General features: G+C 68.4%; 16 protein-coding genes. 8 read left to right on the plus strand and 8 right to left on the minus strand.

Features of this window, described 5'->3' with window-relative positions:
* The first annotated feature begins 49 nt into the window (after positions 1-49).
* On the plus strand, positions 50-1,138 hold the full coding sequence (locus tag ACQHI0_RS18310) for a helix-turn-helix transcriptional regulator (protein WP_427903090.1): 1,089 nt from the start codon (positions 50-52) through the stop codon (positions 1,136-1,138).
* A gap of 11 nt (positions 1,139-1,149) precedes the next feature.
* On the opposite strand, the gene ACQHI0_RS18315 is transcribed toward ACQHI0_RS18310, so the two are convergent.
* From ACQHI0_RS18315 to ACQHI0_RS18325, 3 genes are all read right to left on the minus strand, one after another.
* Positions 1,150-1,758, minus strand: a complete 609-nt coding sequence (locus tag ACQHI0_RS18315; protein ID WP_427909206.1) for a serine protease — start codon at positions 1,756-1,758, stop codon at positions 1,150-1,152.
* A gap of 110 nt (positions 1,759-1,868) precedes the next feature.
* Complete coding sequence (locus ACQHI0_RS18320) at positions 1,869-2,099, minus strand: hypothetical protein (RefSeq protein ID WP_427903091.1); 231 nt, start codon at positions 2,097-2,099, stop codon at positions 1,869-1,871.
* 114 nt (positions 2,100-2,213) lie between these two features.
* Positions 2,214-3,122 (minus strand): hydrogen peroxide-inducible genes activator, encoded by a 909-nt coding sequence (locus tag ACQHI0_RS18325; RefSeq protein WP_427903092.1) that lies wholly within the window; start codon positions 3,120-3,122, stop codon positions 2,214-2,216.
* 80 nt (positions 3,123-3,202) lie between these two features.
* On the opposite strand from ACQHI0_RS18325, the gene ACQHI0_RS18330 reads away from it, so the two are divergent.
* The 3 genes from ACQHI0_RS18330 to ACQHI0_RS18340 all read left to right on the plus strand — a co-directional run bounded on the left by ACQHI0_RS18330 (position 3,203) and on the right by ACQHI0_RS18340 (position 5,226).
* Complete coding sequence (locus ACQHI0_RS18330; RefSeq protein ID WP_427903093.1) at positions 3,203-3,790, plus strand: peroxiredoxin; 588 nt, start codon at positions 3,203-3,205, stop codon at positions 3,788-3,790.
* 44 nt (positions 3,791-3,834) lie between these two features.
* Positions 3,835-4,374 carry a carboxymuconolactone decarboxylase family protein gene (locus tag ACQHI0_RS18335; RefSeq protein WP_427903094.1) on the plus strand — a complete coding sequence of 180 codons (540 nt, stop codon included), beginning with the start codon at positions 3,835-3,837 and terminating at the stop codon, positions 4,372-4,374.
* Between the two features lie 150 nt (positions 4,375-4,524).
* Entirely contained in the window at positions 4,525-5,226 is a 702-nt protein-coding gene (locus ACQHI0_RS18340) for a PhzF family phenazine biosynthesis protein (RefSeq protein WP_427903095.1), read from the plus strand.
* A 16-nt stretch (positions 5,227-5,242) separates the two neighbouring features.
* Here ACQHI0_RS18340 and ACQHI0_RS18345 read toward each other — a convergent pair whose 3' ends face one another.
* A complete protein-coding gene (locus tag ACQHI0_RS18345; protein WP_427903096.1) occupies positions 5,243-6,592 on the minus strand; it encodes an RskA family anti-sigma factor in 1,350 nt (449 codons plus the stop codon).
* A 58-nt stretch (positions 6,593-6,650) separates the two neighbouring features.
* Entirely contained in the window at positions 6,651-7,259 is a 609-nt protein-coding gene (locus tag ACQHI0_RS18350; RefSeq protein ID WP_427903097.1) for a DUF5134 domain-containing protein, read from the minus strand.
* Between the two features lie 195 nt (positions 7,260-7,454).
* Between ACQHI0_RS18350 and ACQHI0_RS18355 the strand changes: the two genes are divergently transcribed.
* Entirely contained in the window at positions 7,455-7,952 is a 498-nt protein-coding gene (locus ACQHI0_RS18355) for a GNAT family N-acetyltransferase (RefSeq protein ID WP_427903098.1), read from the plus strand.
* A gap of 90 nt (positions 7,953-8,042) precedes the next feature.
* Positions 8,043-8,417 (plus strand): YciI family protein, encoded by a 375-nt coding sequence (locus ACQHI0_RS18360; RefSeq protein WP_427903099.1) that lies wholly within the window; start codon positions 8,043-8,045, stop codon positions 8,415-8,417.
* Between the two features lie 130 nt (positions 8,418-8,547).
* Here ACQHI0_RS18360 and ACQHI0_RS18365 read toward each other — a convergent pair whose 3' ends face one another.
* Entirely contained in the window at positions 8,548-9,453 is a 906-nt protein-coding gene (locus ACQHI0_RS18365; RefSeq protein WP_427903100.1) for an IS5 family transposase, read from the minus strand.
* Between the two features lie 290 nt (positions 9,454-9,743).
* Here ACQHI0_RS18365 and ACQHI0_RS18370 point away from each other — a divergent pair, with 290 nt between their 5' ends.
* Complete coding sequence (locus ACQHI0_RS18370) at positions 9,744-10,460, plus strand: RNA polymerase sigma factor (protein WP_427903101.1); 717 nt, start codon at positions 9,744-9,746, stop codon at positions 10,458-10,460.
* 123 nt (positions 10,461-10,583) lie between these two features.
* Here ACQHI0_RS18370 and ACQHI0_RS18375 read toward each other — a convergent pair whose 3' ends face one another.
* Both ACQHI0_RS18375 and ACQHI0_RS18380 read right to left on the minus strand, forming a co-directional pair.
* Positions 10,584-11,807: an aspartate aminotransferase family protein gene (locus ACQHI0_RS18375; RefSeq protein WP_427903102.1), complete on the minus strand. Its 1,224-nt coding sequence runs from the start codon at positions 11,805-11,807 to the stop codon at positions 10,584-10,586.
* Positions 11,808-11,861: 54 nt separating this feature from the next.
* Entirely contained in the window at positions 11,862-12,503 is a 642-nt protein-coding gene (locus ACQHI0_RS18380; protein ID WP_427903103.1) for a Pr6Pr family membrane protein, read from the minus strand.
* Positions 12,504-12,819: 316 nt separating this feature from the next.
* On the opposite strand from ACQHI0_RS18380, the gene hrpA reads away from it, so the two are divergent.
* Complete coding sequence (hrpA, locus tag ACQHI0_RS18385; RefSeq protein WP_427903104.1) at positions 12,820-17,052, plus strand: ATP-dependent RNA helicase HrpA; 4,233 nt, start codon at positions 12,820-12,822, stop codon at positions 17,050-17,052.
* Positions 17,053-17,143 lie beyond the last annotated feature (91 nt).

Below are 17,143 nucleotides of genomic sequence, written 5' to 3' on the forward strand. Positions count from 1 at the left end.
GCCGTACGACACCATCGTGCGCGCGATCGGTGCCCGAGGAAGGCCAGTCATGTCGATTGCGCTACAACGCTTTTCGAACTTGATCGCCGATATACACACCGCAGGCATCGAGCCGGACCGCTGGGATGGGGTGGTTCGCCAGCTCACCGATACCTTCGACGCGATGCACGGTTTTCTCGTGATCGCCGATCCGGCACGCGGCGACGTCGAGGTCAACTCCGCGGGCGCGATCACCGCCACCGAGGTGCACAGCCAGCTGGCCGCGGTCGCCGCCCGCATGCGCTGGCTACCGGTCGGTGCCTGCGCGACCGGCGAAGAACTGTTCGAGTACGGAAACGGTGGCAGCGGCAGGGCCGTGCGAGCGAACGGCCTGGCCAACAGCTTCATCGCCCGGCTCACCGGCGATCTGCCGTCGTCATGGCTGTCGCTGACCATGGCCGACCACCGTGCGGTCACCGACCAGCCGGGCGGCCCGGTTCTGCTGCGCGTGCTCGTCCCGCATCTGCGCAGCGCATTGCATACTCGCGCGAAGCTGGTCACGATGGCACGCGAACGCGCCTTCGCGCTCGCGGCCCTGGCGAAGGCTCATCACGGTGTCATGATCGTCACCGCCGATACGGCCCTGGTGTTCGCCAACGCGGCGGCCGAGCGCATCGCGCGGGAATGCGACGGGCTGACGGTGGATTCGTTCGGACATGTGCGGGCCGGCTCGGCACGCCTGCAGGACCAGCTGCGGCAGCTGATCGACGAGGCCGCCGGGTCGGCGTCCGGCGGCGGGAACGTGGCGGTGGCCCGGCCGTCGGGCAAGCGGTCGCTGATCCTGCGGATCTCCCCGCTGGATACCCACTCCGGCAACGGGCAGTGGCCGGGGGCCGCGCTCGTGGTGATCACCGATCCGGATCACGAACCGACACCGGATCCGGGCGTGCTGCACGAGCTGTACGGGTTGACCGAGGCGGAGGTATCGGTGGCACTCGGTGTGCTGCGCGGCGACGGACTCCCCGCCGTCGCCGCGCAACTCTCCGTTTCGGTATTCACCGCCCGGACACATTTGCAGCACATTTTCGCCAAGACGAAAACACACCGGCAGGCCGAATTGGTCCGGTTGTTATCGACCACCGCGATTTCGGCGCAGTGACTTTTGTCCGTTTAAATCGGGTGGAATCCCACCCCCACGCCGCCGCGGGCATTCACATCATCGAGAATTCGGGTGAAATTGGCGCCCACTTGCGGGCCGAGGCACGGCACCGCGATATAGCCGTTGACAATGGCGACAAGGGTATTTCCGACCACCACGGGCGCACCGGAATCACCGACGATCACGCAGATCTGCGTCAGCGTCCAGCTGGCGCCGCCGAAGACATCGCCATAGACCAGACCGCAGGTCTGTCCGGTGGTTCGTCCCTCCTTGCACGCCACGGCCGGGAACTGCGCGGGCAGTCCGACACCGGTGATCGCCGTGGCACCGACCTGGTTCACGGGATTCACCAGGCCCGCGTCGAAGGTGATGACCGCGTAGTCGTAGTCAGGATTGGTGAACGCGACGGTGCCGACGGGTCCGGCACCGGGATCGGCCTCCGCGGAGACTCCCGCGCCTTCGGCCGCACAGTGTGCCGCGGTGAAACCGACCAGCTGACCTGCGCCGTCGTAACCGATGGTGGTGAGTGTGCAGGTCGAGCCCTCGTCGAAGACGATGCCCGATCCACCACCGAGGGTCACCGGCGCTTGGGCCTGCGCGGATCCGAGAGTCGCCCACATCAGCAGCAGCGTGGCAGCGACAATGGTCCATCGACCCGAAACGGTCGAGACACTCCCGTACCGGAGTACGGGAGTGTCTCGGTCGATCCTCTTGTTCAGCATGTATCTCCTCAGACCACGCACAGTGGGTAGAGAATGGGCAGGGTTACGAGCAACGGAACACACGTCACCAGCGCGCCGGGAATCGTGATGAACGGCGACAAGACGACGGGCTCGACCTGAACAGGCACCGGTGCGACGGGGACGGGGGCCGGCGCGGGTGCTGCGCCGGCTACGCCGGCACCTAGGGCGATCAGCGGCGCACAAGCGAGCACCGCGACGGTTGAACGAATCTTGTACATGACGCATTCCTTCGACTGTCGAGACTTCGAGTTGTGTCGGTCCCGAATCGGGATCGTCACCGCTATCAAGAACAGCACCGGCGGTCGGGAATTACGTCGTTCGAACGAATGAAATCAGAAAGGACGCTTGGACCGGATGACCGCTGCCAGGTATTCGTAATCCGCGGCCCGCGCGGATGACCCTCGATATGCGAGCCCGATCGTGCGACCCGGCGCGGGGTCGGCGAAGCGGGCGGTGTCCAGACTCGCGCGCGCGGTTTCGGCCGCCACGGCCATCTCCGGGATCAGCGTGACGCCGAGCCCGCCCGCCACGCATTGCACCACCGTGGTCAGCGAAGCGGCGCGGGTGTCGCCGACCGTGCCGGGCTGTACGTCTGCCGAGCGGCACAGATCGAGGGTCTGATCGCGCAGGCAGTGGCCCTCGTCGAGCAACAGCAGCGGCAGGTCGGCCAGCGCGGGCGCGGCGAGGTCGGTGCGGCCGGCGAGCTCGTGTCCGCGCGGGGTGACCAGGACGAATTCCTCACTGTAGAGCGGGATCTCGACCAGACCGCTCGCCTCGGTCGGCAGCGCGAGCACCGCCACATCGAGCACGCCGGTGCGCAGCCCGTCGAGCAGCCGCGCGGTCTGGTCCTCGACCACCTGGGGCAGCACCCCGGGCAGTTTGCGGCGTAACTCGGGCAGCAGCTCGGGCAGGACATAGGGCGCCACGGTCGGAATGATGCCCACGCGCAACGTGCCACCGAGCGTGTCGCCGGTCGCCGAGGCGACGAATCGATCGGCCGCTTCCAACGTCGCCATGGCCTGGGGCAGCAGCCGCATCCCGGCCGCGGTGACGAGCACCCGGCGGGTGCTGCGCTCGATCAACTGGAGCCCGAGACCGTTTTCCAGTGATGCCAGTGCCTGCGATAACGTGGGTTGACTCACAGTCAAACGCGCTGCGGCGGTGCCGAAATGCCGGTATTCGGCGACGGCGACGAACGCACGCAGCTGCGACAGGGTTGGCTGATAAGTCTGATCACTCACACCTATCAGTATACGGGCAGCAATCGGCTTTACCTTTCAGTACGCTGACATCAACCACACCACGAATGAGGAGACGAAGCATGGCTCTGCTGACCATCGGCGACCAGTTCCCGGCATACAACCTCAAGGCCGTCATCGGAGGCGATCTCTCCAAGGTCGACGCGCAGCAGCCCGACGATTACTTCACCCAGATCACCAGCGACGACCACGCGGGCAAGTGGCGCATCGTGTTCTTCTGGCCCAAGGACTTCACCTTCGTGTGCCCCACCGAGATCGCCGCGTTCGGCAAGCTGAACGACGAGTTCGCCGACCGCGACACCCAGGTCCTCGGCGCCTCGGTGGACAACGAGTTCGTGCACTTCCAGTGGCGCGCCCAGCACGAGGATCTCAAGACCCTGCCCTTCCCGATGCTGTCGGACCTCAAGCGTGAACTGGCCACCGCCACCGGCGTTCTCAACGCCGACGGGGTCGCCGATCGCGCCACCTTCATCGTCGATCCGAACAACGAGGTGCAGTTCGTCTCGGTGACCGCCGGTTCGGTCGGCCGCAATGTCGACGAGGTGCTGCGCGTGCTCGACGCCCTGCAGTCCGACGAGCTGTGCGCCTGCAACTGGAAGAAGGGCGACCCGACCATCGACGCGGGCGAACTCCTTTCGGCCAGAGTCTGATTCACCCCTTCCCCACCGAAACATCCCAGAGGAGCCCCACTGTCATGAGCATCGAGAACCTGAAGAACTCTCTTCCCGAGTACGCCAAGGACCTCAAGCTCAATCTGTCCTCGCTGGCACGCACCACGGTGCTCAACGAGCAGCAACTGTGGGGCACCCTGCTGGCGTCGGCCGCCGCCACCCGTTCGGCGACCACCTTGCGCGAGATCGCCGAAGAGGCCGCCGACGTGCTCTCGGCCGAGGCGTACGACGCCGCGCTGGGTGCCGCGTCGATCATGGGCATGAACAATGTGTTCTACCGCGGTAAGGCGTTCCTCGAGGGTCGCTACGACGATCTGCGCGCCGGTCTGCGGATGAACATCATCGGCAACCCCGGCGTCGACAAGGCCGACTTCGAGCTGTGGTCGTTCGCGGTGTCGTCGATCAACGGCTGCGCGCACTGCCTCGAGGCGCACGAGAAGACGCTGCGCGAGGCCGGTGTGTCGCGCGAGGTGATCTTCGAGTCGCTGCGGGCGGCGGCGATCGTGGCCGGTGTCGGCCAGGCGGTGGCCTCGACCGAGGCGCTGGCAACGGCCGCGGTCTGATTCGGCTGCATTTTCAGGCACTGCTTTTTTCCAGGCACTGCGCGGCCCCGATCCGGATTCCGGGTCGGGGCCGCTGCCGTCGGTAGTGGACACGGTCGCCGGTCTCGCGGTGCGGTCGGCGCAGATGAACGGCCCGGTAGGCTCGCGATCATGAATGCACACGATGTGCCCGATGCCCCGGACATCCAGGTCGAGGTCGTCCGAGTGTTCACCGATCCGGCCGGAAATCTCGGCAACGCGCTGGGTATCGCCCGCGCGGGGGATGTCGTCGCCCTCGACAAGCAGGAGCTGGCGGCCCGGCTGGGGTTCAGCGAGACCACGGTGGTGTCCGACCCTGTCGACGGCGTCGCCGACGTCCGCATCTACACACCCGCCATCGAGTTGCCCTTCGCCGGGCATCCCACCGTCGGCACCGCGTGGTGGCTGGATGTGCAGCGCACGCCGGTGCACACCTTGCGCGTGCAGGCGGGGCCGGTGGCCGTCACCCAGACCGACGGGCTGACCTGGATCACCGCGCGTGCCGAGTGGGCGCCGAAATTCGACTTCCAGCAGGTGAATTCGGCCGAGGACCTGGCGGCGTTGTCGCCCGTCGACTTCACCGAGGGCCAGCACTACTTCTGGGCCTGGACCGACGAGGCACGCGGGGCGGTGCGGTCCAGGATGTTCGCCCCCGCGATGGGCATCGCCGAGGACGAGGCAACGGGGGCGGCCGCGGTCGCGCTGACCGGGCAATTGCGGCGCGGACTGATCATCACGCAGGGGCAGGGCTCCCAGCTTTACACCGAATGGGACTCCGACGGGTGGGTTCGCCTTGGTGGCCGGGTCGCCGAAGACCACGTGGTGGTGCTCTGACGAGCACGGGGGACGCCTAAGCCTCCGGTGGACCGCCGAAGCGGCGCAGCCAGGGCGGTCTGGTCGTCCAGTGGCCGCGCCGCTGCGGTGCGCTGGTGCCCAGATCGGCGAGGATGCGGGTTTCGAGGTTGCGGGGCGGGGTGTGCTGGTCGTCGGCGGCCAGCTGGGCGAGCACTTCGTGGACGCCGCGCACGCGGGCGGCGAACTGCGACAGGCTGTTCGGGGTGGTGGCGGTGAGTTTGCTCTCGATGTGGTGGTGTTCGATCTCGGCGACCGCGTCGAGCGCGTAGGCGTCGGCCAGGGACAGCACCGAACCGGGTGGGCACCACGACTGCCTGGCCGTCCACCGGTCGATCCGCTGGTCGGCGAGTCTTTCGATGCTCTCGGCCAGCAGTCTCGTGACCATCGGTACGCGCAGGCCGAGCTCGCGGCCGATGGCACGGTAGGTGCGACCGCCGTAGTAGGCGAGGACGAAGATTTCGCAGCGGCTGTCGAGTGGGTCGTCGAAGCCGAGTCTGGCGGCGGCCGCCAGCCACGGCATGTCGTCGCCGCGTCGGTCCACGCGCAGTCGCTGGACCGCAAGGCGATGGATCTGGGCCAGTAACCAGGTCTGGTCGTGGGTGAACGCCGAGGTGCCGTTGGCGTTGCCGGTGGGCGCTCGGTCCATCCCGAGATGTTCGGTATCGATGCCGAGGTGCGCGCCTGATCGCTGTGGATCGAGGTGGCCCGAGCCCGGTTGCGCCGTACCGAGAAGGTCCGGACCGGCATGGCCTGTGCCAGGGTCGGCATGGGCTCCGTGGTCCGCGGTACGACCGGGGTAGCCGCGGCCTTCGTCATCGGTGCCCTCGTCGCCAGACTTCGGATAGCCGGCGCCGAGGTGATCCGGTGCCGCGGCCCGAGAGCCCGCGTCCGCGCGGTCGGGCAGGCGGGAACCGTCGTGGGTGTAGACGACGCCGCGACCGAACGTCACGTCCATCGAACCGTAGGTGTGGGGGGTCAGATCGGATCGCTGTTCGGTCGCGACGAACGCCGAACGGCCCCATGGTGTCCCGAGATCCGGCCCGGGACGCGTCGGCGCGGTGTCGGCGCCGGATTCCGTGGAGCTGGACTCGGATTCGTTGTCCGCGCCGTCATCGTCGACGATCCATTGGGCCGCCCTCGCACGCCGATAGCCCTCGCGGACAACATCTTCGGCGGCACCGCGACGGTGCAGCACCCGCAGGGCCAATCCGAACGCGGCGGCGCCGGTGGCGCGATAGAGCGCACGCATCTCCTCGCGATCGTCGGCGCCGGCCACGATCGCGGGTGTCCGCGGACCGCCGCCGCGCGACCCCGGCGGCGGTTGGGGACCGCGCTGCCCACTCATCGTCGAATTCCTGCCCGCACTAAGGCAATTCGCAGCGCGGGCGGTTGTGGATCGGTATTCACCGGCCGATCGCGGCGATCAGCATGAACGCGGTGCCGATATCCATCACCACATGGGGCACCAGCGCCGAGGTCAGCGGGTGCGCGCCGGCCGGATGAACGAAGCGGTGCCAGCGCGATCGGTGACCGACGGTACCGAGCGCGAGCAGCGCGTCCAGCCCGAACAGCACCGCCAGCGCGACGGCGGGCCAGCTCGCGCCCGCTGCCGTGTGCATCGCCCCGTGCCCGGCCATCGCGTAGAGCATCGCCGCGGCGGCGACGGTGTGATAACCCAGTGCCAGCACGCCGTCGGGGGCCGATCCGGCGCGCCATTGCGCGGTGCGTTCGGCGAGCAGGATCGCGAAAGCGACCGTCAGGGCGGTGAGCAGCCCGCGCATCGCGTGCGGGTCGGTGGCGGCGGGGAACACCAGCATGGCCAGCATCACCAGGCACATGAGCAGGTGCGCGCTGTCCGACGCGGTGTCCACCCGGTGCGCCGGTGGCGGTCGCCTGGTCAACCGGGTCGCCACGATCAGCGACGCCAGGACGAACGCGGCGACCACCGGCCACCGCACGTACGCATACTGCTCCACGAAATCGGCCACACCCCACCACTTTCGAGTCGACACCCGCACCACCATGCTCGCACCACAGCGGTGCCCTCGGGCCGTTTTCCGCGGTCAGGGGATCGCATCGCGCCGCCGCACGGCGGCCGCGGCAACCGGAGTCCGCCGCCGCACCCCGTGCGCTGAGCACGGCGAGATCACTTCATCAGAGGCCGACCCGAGTCGATAGACGTGAGCATCGACCGCCAAACTGGACACATGACAGACAACCCGACTGCTGAGGTCGACCAGCTCCGCGTCGTGGCCGATGATCTCGCCGGCGCGGACATCAGAGCCCTGCTGGCCGCTCACCACGCGGAAATGGCGGACACCACTCCCGCCTGCAGCATGCACGCCCTCGACCTCACCGCCCTGCGCGATCCCGCGGTCACCGTGTGGAGCGCGTGGGCCGGTGCCGACCTCGTCGGGTGCGGCGCATTGAAGGAACTCGACGCCGAACACGCCGAGATCAAGTCCATGCGCACCGCTGACGGCTACACCGGCCGTGGTGTAGCCGCCGCAGTGCTCGCCCACCTGGTCGCGGTAGCCGGAGAACGCGGGTACCGGCGGCTGAGCCTGGAAACCGGCGCCGAAGACTTCTTCGCTCCCGCGCGCCGCCTCTACCTGCGCCACGGGTTCGTCGAATGCGGCCCGTTCGGCACCTACTCCACCGACCCGCTGAGCCGATACTTCACCCTGCCGCTGGATCCGTCCTGATCCCGCTGATGTCGACACAGCGTGGTCGGCTCCGACGTTTCCGGTGAGGATGGGTCATCGGGACGCATCCGCGAGCGCGAAGGAGCCACGATGAAGTACGTGATCTTGATCCACTCCAACCCCCAGCCGTGGGGCCACCCGACCGGCGACTACCTGCCCGAATTCCAGGCGCTGCCCGCGGCAGAACGCGACCGGATCACCGCGGATTTCGAGGCGTTGCTCGGCGAGATGAGCGCGCGGGGCGAACTGGTGGGCGGCGAGGCGCTCGGTGCGCCGCAATCCTCGCGACTGTATCGCTGGGACGACGGCAAGCCGCTGGTCACCGACGGTCCCTACTCCGAAGCCAAGGAGCATCTGGCCGGGTTCTTCCTGATCGATGTCGAGGATCACGCGCGGGCCGAGGAGATCGCCGCGCAGTTCGCCGGCCCGGGCGAGACCGTCGAACTGCGCCCGGCCATGAGCTGAGCCGATGGACGCGAGCGCGGTCGAACACGTGTGGCGACAGGAGGCGCCGCACATTCTGGCCGCGCTGCTGCGCAGGCACGGCGACCTAGGCAGTGTCTCGAAGTCGTGAGGGCGGCCCGCAGGCCCGCTCTCACGAGTGCCTGAGCCACTGGTTGATCACCGCGATATGGATCGTGGCCTGGTAGCGGACAGCGAGTTTGTCGAACCTGGTAGCCACCGCACGATGCTGTTTGAGCTGATTGATACCCCGCTCGACAGCGTTGCGGTCACGGTAGAGCACCGCATCGAACGCCGGGGGCCGACCACCGGCTCTGCCACGACGGCGACGGTGCGCAACCTGATCGGCAGGGACCGGGATCGTTGCCCTGATCCCGTGACGGCGCAACCATTCCCGGTTACCTCGACTGGAATAGGCCTTGTCGGCCAACACCCGCTCAGGGCGGACTCGTGCCCGCCCGCCACCGAGTTTCGGCACCTCGATGCCATCGAGCACTGCGGTGAACTGCGGACTGTCACCGGCTTGACCTGCGGTGACCAGTACCGACAGCACACGGCAGCCCTGGTCACACGCCAGATGCAGTTTGCTGGTCCACCCGCCCCGCGAACGCCCCAGCCCGTGATCGGCCGGCTCGGATTCCCCTGGACCGGCCGGTGGTTCGGATTGCCCGCCGCTGTCGCGGCGGGCGCCAGCAGCATGCGGGTGAGCCCGCGCGATCGTGGAATCCACACTGATCTGCCAGTCGATCACTCCAGCTGCGTCGGCCTGGACCTGCAGCGATCGCATGATCGCGGCCCATGACCCGGCCCGCTGCCACCGGCGGAACAGTCCATACACCGCTTGCCAGGACCCGTATTCGGCCGGAACGTCTCGCCACGGCGACCCGACACGACACCGCCACCGGATCCCGTCGATGAGCTGGCGTTTCGTCCATTTCGGCGGGCGTCCCGCCTTCTTACCGCGGGGCAGCAACGGCTCCAGCCTCGCCCACTGGGCATCGGTCAGGTCCGCTCGCCCCGCCACCGCTAGGCTGGCCACGAGGTCTCCGGTGCTATTCAGATTTGCTTGGTCGCTAATCCGAATACCGGAGGCCTCACCTATATGCCAACGCGGGCAACAGCTTCGGTCGAACATGCTGATGGGGTGGCGCCGCTGCGCGGTGCCACCCCATCACTCATTTCGAGACAGAACCTAGGTGACTGCGAGGACGCCGCCCAGGAAGCGGCCGCCGCGGCGACCACCCAGTGGCCCCGCGAGGGTGTGCCGGCCAACCCGCGCGGCTGGCTCATCAGGGTCGCGTCGCGACGACTGATCGAGCCGTCCTCGACGTGTGCCACCTGCTGTTCGCCGAGGGACACACCCGCTCGGCCGGTGGCACGCTCGTCGACCCGACGATGGCCGCCGAAGCCATCCGCCTGACCCGCCAGCTCCACGCGGCGATCCCCGACCACGACGAAGTCACCGGCGCGCTGGCCCTGATGCTGCTCACCCACGCCCGGTCAGCGACCAGGATGCGCGACGGCGAGCTGGTGCCGTTGTCCGAGCAGGACCGGACACAGTGGGATCCATCGATGATCGCGGAGGGTGTCGCGCTCCTGGAGCGGATACTGCCACGCGGTCACGTCGGCCGATTCCAGCTCCAGGCGGCGATCGCGGCGGTCCACGCGGAGGCTCCGACCTGGGCGAGCACCGACTGGCGCCAGATCACCGTCCTGTACGCCATGCTCGACCGCGTCGCCCCCAGCCCGATCGTCACGCTCAACCGCGCGGTCGCCGTCGGTACGGCCTTCGGCCCGAAAGAAGGCCTGGCACTGGTGGATTCCCTACTCGACGACCCGGTGATGGCCCGCCACCACCGCACCCACGCGGTCCGCGCCCACCTGCTCGAACTGATCGGCGACCACCCCGCTGCCCTCGACAGCTACCGCCGCGCGGCACAACTCACCGCCGGCATCCCCGAACAGCGCTACCTCAACACCCGCATCATTCGGCTCACCGGCATCACCGCCGACGACGCGCGGGATGTCGGCTCAGCGCAGGCGTAAGACCGTTGCCGGTGATGCGATTGCCCGCGCCGATCACCACCGAACCGGTGGGCAGAGCGGGCCGGCCCGCACGACGCCGGGCCCGCCGGCGAGTTTCGCCGACGGGCCCGGTGTCGATCCGAATCAGCCGAGGGCGCGGGCGAATCCCGCGGCCAGGTCGGCGACCTGGGCGTCGGTCATGACGAACGACGGGGAGATCTGCATGGCGCCCGCACCGGCGGCACGACCCGAGATTCCGTGTTCGCGCAGGGTTTTCACCAGGGCAGGGCCCTCGGACGGATCGGCGAGCTGCACGGCCGCCACCGCGCCGAGACCGCTGCGCACCTCGGCGACGCGAGGATGATCGGCCAGCGGGGCCAGGGCGGTGTGCAGGGTGGACTCGAGGCGGGCGGCCTCCTCGAGGAGGCCCTCGCGTTCGACGATGGCGAGATTGGCCAGGGCCGCGGCGGCCGCACCGGCGTGGCCGCCGTAGGTGTAGCCGTGGCGGAACCAGGTGCCGCCTGCGTAGAAGGGCTCGGCCAGGTGGGGAGCGATGAAGACAGCACCCATGGGGAGATAGCCGGAGGTGAGGCCCTTGGCGGTGGTCATCAGGTCGGGTCGCAGGTCGAAGCGGGTGGAGGCGAACCAGGAGCCGCCGATGCGGCCGAAACCGGTGACGACCTCGTCGGCGACGAACAGGATGTCGTGGTCACGACAGATCTGGCGGACCTCGGCCAGGTAGCCCTCGGGCGGCAGGTACACCCCGCCCGCGCCGATGATCGGTTCGCAGAAGAACGCGGCGATCCGCTCGGCGCCGACCTCTTCGATCAGGGCGAGCAGGGACTTCGCGTCGTCCCACTCGACGGTGCGGGTGTCGTCCACCAGCACGCCGTAGCCCTCCTTGTTCGGCGTCAGACCGCCGAGCGCGGTGCTCGCGTAGTGCATGCCGTGGTAGGCCAGCCGGCGCCCGACCAGGATCTTCTTGTCGGTGCGGCCCTGCTCGTGCCAGTAGCGGCGGGCCAGCTTGGCCGCGGTCTCCACCGAGTCGGACCCGCCGGAGGTGAAGAAGATCTTGCTGCCGGGAACGGGAGCGATCGACGACAGTTTCTCGGCGAGTTCCTGGGTGGGCGCTTCGGTGAGGTCGCCGAAGTTGGAGTAGTGCGCGATGGTGCGCAACTGGTCGGCGACGGCGTCGGCGATCTCGCCGCGACCGTGCCCGACATTGGCGAACCACAGCCCGGCGGTGGCATCGAGGTACCGCTTACCCGCGCTGTCGAAGACGTAAGCGCCCTCGCCGCGAGCGACAACGAACGCGCCGTCACGATTGACGGCACCCATATCGGCGAATCCATGCCAGAGCGCATTCATAGGTCCACATCTACCCCACCCGGCCGGCGCGCGCGCACCGGGCCCACCGCTGTCTCAGTCCGCGGACTTACGTTCGCGCCACCGGGCAGGCAGGTCCCCCAGCGATGCCATGGCTACCGCGAGCACGACGAACACCACCAGCAACACCACCAGCCCGATCGTCAGCGACACATAGCCCTGGCTCCGAGGGTCGATGAACGGGTACGGGTACCAGTCGACGATCGGGCCACGGATCAGGCTGTAGACGCCATAGGCGACCGGGAAGATCAACCACAGGCCGACCAGTTCGGGAGTGGCCCGCAGGCGTTTCGCCATCGGGACGAACAGCCAGTCCAGTAGCAGGACCAGCGGGACGATGCGGTGCAGGACGTCGTTGATCCATTTGTCGGTGAGCATCACGTCGACATCGGCCAGCAGGATGGCGTAGACGACCATCGTGATCAGCATGTACAGGGTGACGGCACCGCGGAAGGTCTGCCAGCGTTGGCTTTGTGGGGCCAGGGTGCCGCCGACGAGCAGCACGATCACCGACAGCACGTTGGATTCGATGGTGAAGTAGCTCAGGTAGTTGGTGAGTGAGAAGGTCGCCGAGTCGATATTGCGGATCGGAATCCACAGCAGGGCGAGCATGCCGAGCAGCCCGAACCCGATCCGGTACGCCCTGATCCACCACGCCGTATTCACCGATGCGCTCATGCTGTCTCCTCCGGAACTGCGGGGCGCCCACGTGGATACGAGAGCTGCCGCGCCCTGGCGCTGATGCTGTTTCCTCAGTGGGTGCTCGGATCTACCTCGTGACGCGAGCCGCCTCCCCGCCGCGCATCGACCCGCTCATGCCCGCTTCATTCGGCATGCTCAGACGCCGTGCGTCGCTACATCCGTACCTGACCGCTCATGCCGGGATCTTCGCACGATCGGCCGAGCTCGAGCGGGAGTTCGGTGGTCGCGTCGCGATCGGACGTCGGACTCGCGGAAAAATCCGGTGGCGGGCTTCGCTAGGCTGGTAAGCGCAATGACCAGGACAGCTAGCACCGGAACCCGCGCGCTGCGCACCCGCCTGGCGGAGGTCTCGCTGCGCGATGAACACCGGATCCGGCGCAAGCTCGACCGTGCGCGCCCCGACGACCTGCCCGCCATCGAGGCCGAGGTCGCCACCGCCGAGACCCGCGTGGCCAATCGCCGCGCGGCGCTTCCGCAGATCACCTACCCCGAGCAACTTCCCGTTTCCGCGCGCCGCGACGACATCGCCGCCGCCATCGCCGCGAACCAGGTCGTGATCGTGGCCGGCGAGACCGGGTCGGGCAAGACCACCCAGATCCCGAAGATCTGCCTCGAACTCGGTCGGGGAATCCGCGGCACCATCGGGCATACCCAGCCGCGCAGGCTCGCCGCGCGCACTGTGGCCGAACGCATCGCCGAGGAACTGCGCACCGAACTCGGTGACGTGGTCGGCTATACCGTCCGCTTCACCGATCAGGCGTCGGATCGCACGCTGGTCAAACTCATGACCGACGGCATCCTGCTCGCCGAGATCCAGCGCGACCGGATGCTGCGCCGCTACGACACGATCATCATCGACGAGGCCCACGAACGCAGCCTCAATATCGACTTCCTGCTCGGGTATCTGAAACAGTTGCTGCCGCGGCGGCCCGATCTCAAGGTGATCATCACCTCGGCGACGATCGATCCCGAACTGTTCGCCCGCCACTTCGCCGATGCGCAGGGCACGCCCGCGCCGATCGTCGAAGTGTCGGGTCGGTCGTATCCGGTGGAATTGCGGTATCGCCCGCTGTCGCTGGAACTGCCCGCCGATGACGACGACGAGGACACCCGCGTCGTCGACCGCGATCCCACCGATGCCATCGCCGACGGGGTCGTCGAACTGTTCGCCGAGGGCGACGGTGACGTGCTGGTGTTCCTGTCGGGCGAACGCGAGATCCGCGACACCGCCGACGCCCTGCGCGACCTGAAACTCCCCCGCACCGAGATCGTGCCGCTGTACGCGCGATTGTCGGCCGCCGACCAGCACAAGGTGTTCGCCCCGCATACCGGTCGCCGGGTGGTGCTGGCCACCAATGTCGCCGAGACCTCACTGACCGTGCCGGGCATCCGCTACGTCATCGACCCCGGTACGGCCCGTATCTCGCGCTATTCGATGCGCACCAAGGTGCAGCGGCTGCCGATCGAAGAGGTCTCGCAGGCCTCGGCGCGCCAGCGCTCGGGTCGCTGTGGTCGCGTCGCCGACGGCATCTGTATCCGGCTGTACTCCGAGGACGATTTCGAGGCGCGGCCCGCGTTCACCGAGCCGGAGATCCTGCGCACCAACCTCGCCGCGGTCATCCTGCAGATGACGGCGCTCGGCCTGGGCGATATCGAGAGCTTCCCGTTCGTGGAGGCCCCGGATCGCCGGGCCATTCGCGACGGCATCGCCCTGCTGGAGGAACTCGGGGCGCTGGCGCACGGGAGTTCGAAAACCATTGATGGCGAAGCCGATTCGGGCGGGCACCTCACGCTCACGCCGATCGGACGGGAGATGGCGCAGCTGCCGGTGGATCCGCGAATGGCGCGGATGCTCGTCGAAGCCCAGCGCAACGGTTGTCTCGACGAGGTGCTGATCATCGTCGCGGCGCTGTCGATTCAGGATGTCCGCGAACGTCCCGTCGAGCATCAGCAGGCTGCCGACACCCAGCACGCGCGTTTCGTTGTCGAGGGCTCGGACTTCCTGGCCTATCTGCGACTGTGGGATTACCTCACCGAGCAGCGGAAGTCGCTCTCGTCCAACCAGTTCCGGCGGATGTGTCGCGACGAGTTCCTGCATTACCTGCGGATCAGGGAGTGGCAGGACCTGCACGGTCAGTTGCGCACCATCGCCCGCGGCATGGGCTGGAACGATGCGGGCGGCAACCGCGGGAACTCCGACACCACAACGACTGGCGAGTCAGCCGACGATCGGCGCACCGCACCCGCCGAAGGCGGCGGCAATCGTGGACGCCGTGGTCGCGGCCGCGGGAATTCCCCACGGGCGGTGGCGGACTCGACCGCCGGTTCCGGAACGAACGCCACCCCCGACCGTGCGGACATCCAGGGGGACGGCACGCGCCAGGCGGGTGGACGATCTCGGCGGGGCGGCGACGGTGCCCCGCGTGCGGCCTCCGCGAAAGCCGTTGGTGGTTCCGATGACGACGCGATGCCGTGGCCGAGTGCGCAGATCCACCAGTCACTGCTGGCGGGCATGCTCTCGCATATCGGTGTGCGCGAGGCGGAGTCGCGGGAGTTCCTCGGGGCGCGCAACGCGAAGTTCATGATCTTCCCCGGGTCGTCGCTGGCCAAGAAGGCGCCGCGCTGGGTGATGGCAGCCGAGCTGGTGGAGACCTCGCGGCTGTGGGGCCGGATCGCGGCGAAGGTGGAGCCGGAGTGGGCCGAACGGCTCGCTGGCGATCTGGTGAAACGCACCTACTCCGAACCGCATTGGTCGGCTAAGCGCGGTTCGGCGCGGGCCTACGAGCGCGCGACGCTGTACGGCGTGCCGTTGGTGACCGGGCGACCCGTCGACTTCGGGCGCATCGACCCGGAACTGTCGCGCGAGCTGTTCCTCCGCCACGCCCTGGTGCAGGGCGAATGGCAGACGCGGCACGGGTTCTTCGCCCGCAATCGCGCGCTGATCGACGATGTGGCCGACCTCGAACATCGGGCGCGTAGGCGCGACATCCTCGTCGACGACGAAGTGCTGTTCGAGTTCTACGACCAGCGCATCCCCGCCGACATCGTGTCGGTGCGCCATTTCGACAGCTGGTGGCGCAAGACCGAACGCGAAGACCCCGCGCTACTGGACTTCTCGACCGACACCGTGGTCAATGCCGGTGTCGCCACGCTCGACCCGACCGACTTCCCCGATGCCTGGCGCCAAGGCGAACTCAGCTTCCCGCTGACCTACCAATTCGAACCGGGCCAAGACGACGACGGCGTGACCGCGCGAATCCCGGTGGAGCAGCTCGCGCACGTGCGCGCGGTCGGCTTCGACTGGCTGGTGCCCGGCATGCGCGAAGAACTCGCTGCCGCGTTCATCAAGACTCTCCCGAAAACGTTGCGGCGCGCGGTGGTTCCCGCGCCCGACTTCGCCGCCGCGGCGTTGCGCGCGCTGACACCGCGCGCCGAACCGCTGCGCACCGGGCTGTCACGGGAACTGTCCCGACTGGGTTCGGTCACCATCGCCGCCGACGACCTCTCCCCCGCCGCACTGCCCGATCATCTGCGGATGACCTTCGCCGCAGTCGATCAGGCCGGCAAGGTGCTCGCCAAGAACAAGAGCCTCCAGCAGCTCAAAGCACAACTGGCCGACCAGGTTTCGGCGTCGGTAGCGCGTGCGACCGCAGGTGCGGAACGCGCACCCGCGACAGTGTGGACTACGGAATCGCTTGGCTCGGTCGCGCCGACCGTGAGCCGCGAAGTCGCGGGTCAGACGGTGACCGGATACCCGGCGCTCGTCCCCGAGGGCGAGGGTGTGGCGGTGCGCGTGCTCAGCTCACCCAGCGAGCAGGCCGCCGCGATGCGCGCGGGTGTGCGTACGCTGCTGCTCGCCGCGATTCCCACCTCGACGCGCGCGGTCACCGCCGGGCTGCCTGCCCGCGATCGGCTGGCGCTGAGCCAGAATCCCGACGGTTCCCTGGACAAGCTGGTCGAGGACTGCCGCGTCGCCGCCGCCGACGAACTGATCGCCAAGGCGGGCGGCCCGGTTCGCTCGCCCGCGGAGTTCGACAAGCTGGTGGCGGCCGTGCGCCCACAACTGTCCACGGCGGTCGTCGCGCTGATCCGCACCGTCGTGCCGGTACTGGCCGCCGCCCAGCAGGCGCGTGCCGCGCTCGCCGACACCCTCGAAACCGATATCGCCGACGACGTGCGTCAGCAACTCGACGACCTGCTGTTCCCCGGTTTCGTCGCCGAGTGGGGCCGGGTGCGGCTGCGCGAACTCCCGCGCTACCTCCTCGCCGCGGCCCAGCGGCTGGAATCACTGCCGGGTTCGGCGGTGCGCGACCGGCAGGCGATGGTCGAGGTGGACCGGATGCTCGCCGCGTACGACAAGCTTGTCCGCGCGCTGCCCCCGGCCCGCAAGAACGCGCGCGAGGTGACCGAGATCTGGTGGATGATCGAGGAACTGCGCGTCAGCCTGTTCGCCCAGAAGCTGGGCACGCCCTATCCGGTGTCAGCCAAGCGCATCGAGAAGGCGATCAGCTCGATCCGCCGCTGAATCCGCTGCGGGCGTGGGGGTTTCGCCGCTCGAACATGTCGGCCGAGGGATCGCGCGGCGGGCCGAGAAGCGTCCGAATACGCGGCGGCGG

This window comes from Nocardia sp. FBN12 (assembly GCF_050320175.1).
Lineage (GTDB): Bacteria > Actinomycetota > Actinomycetes > Mycobacteriales > Mycobacteriaceae > Nocardia.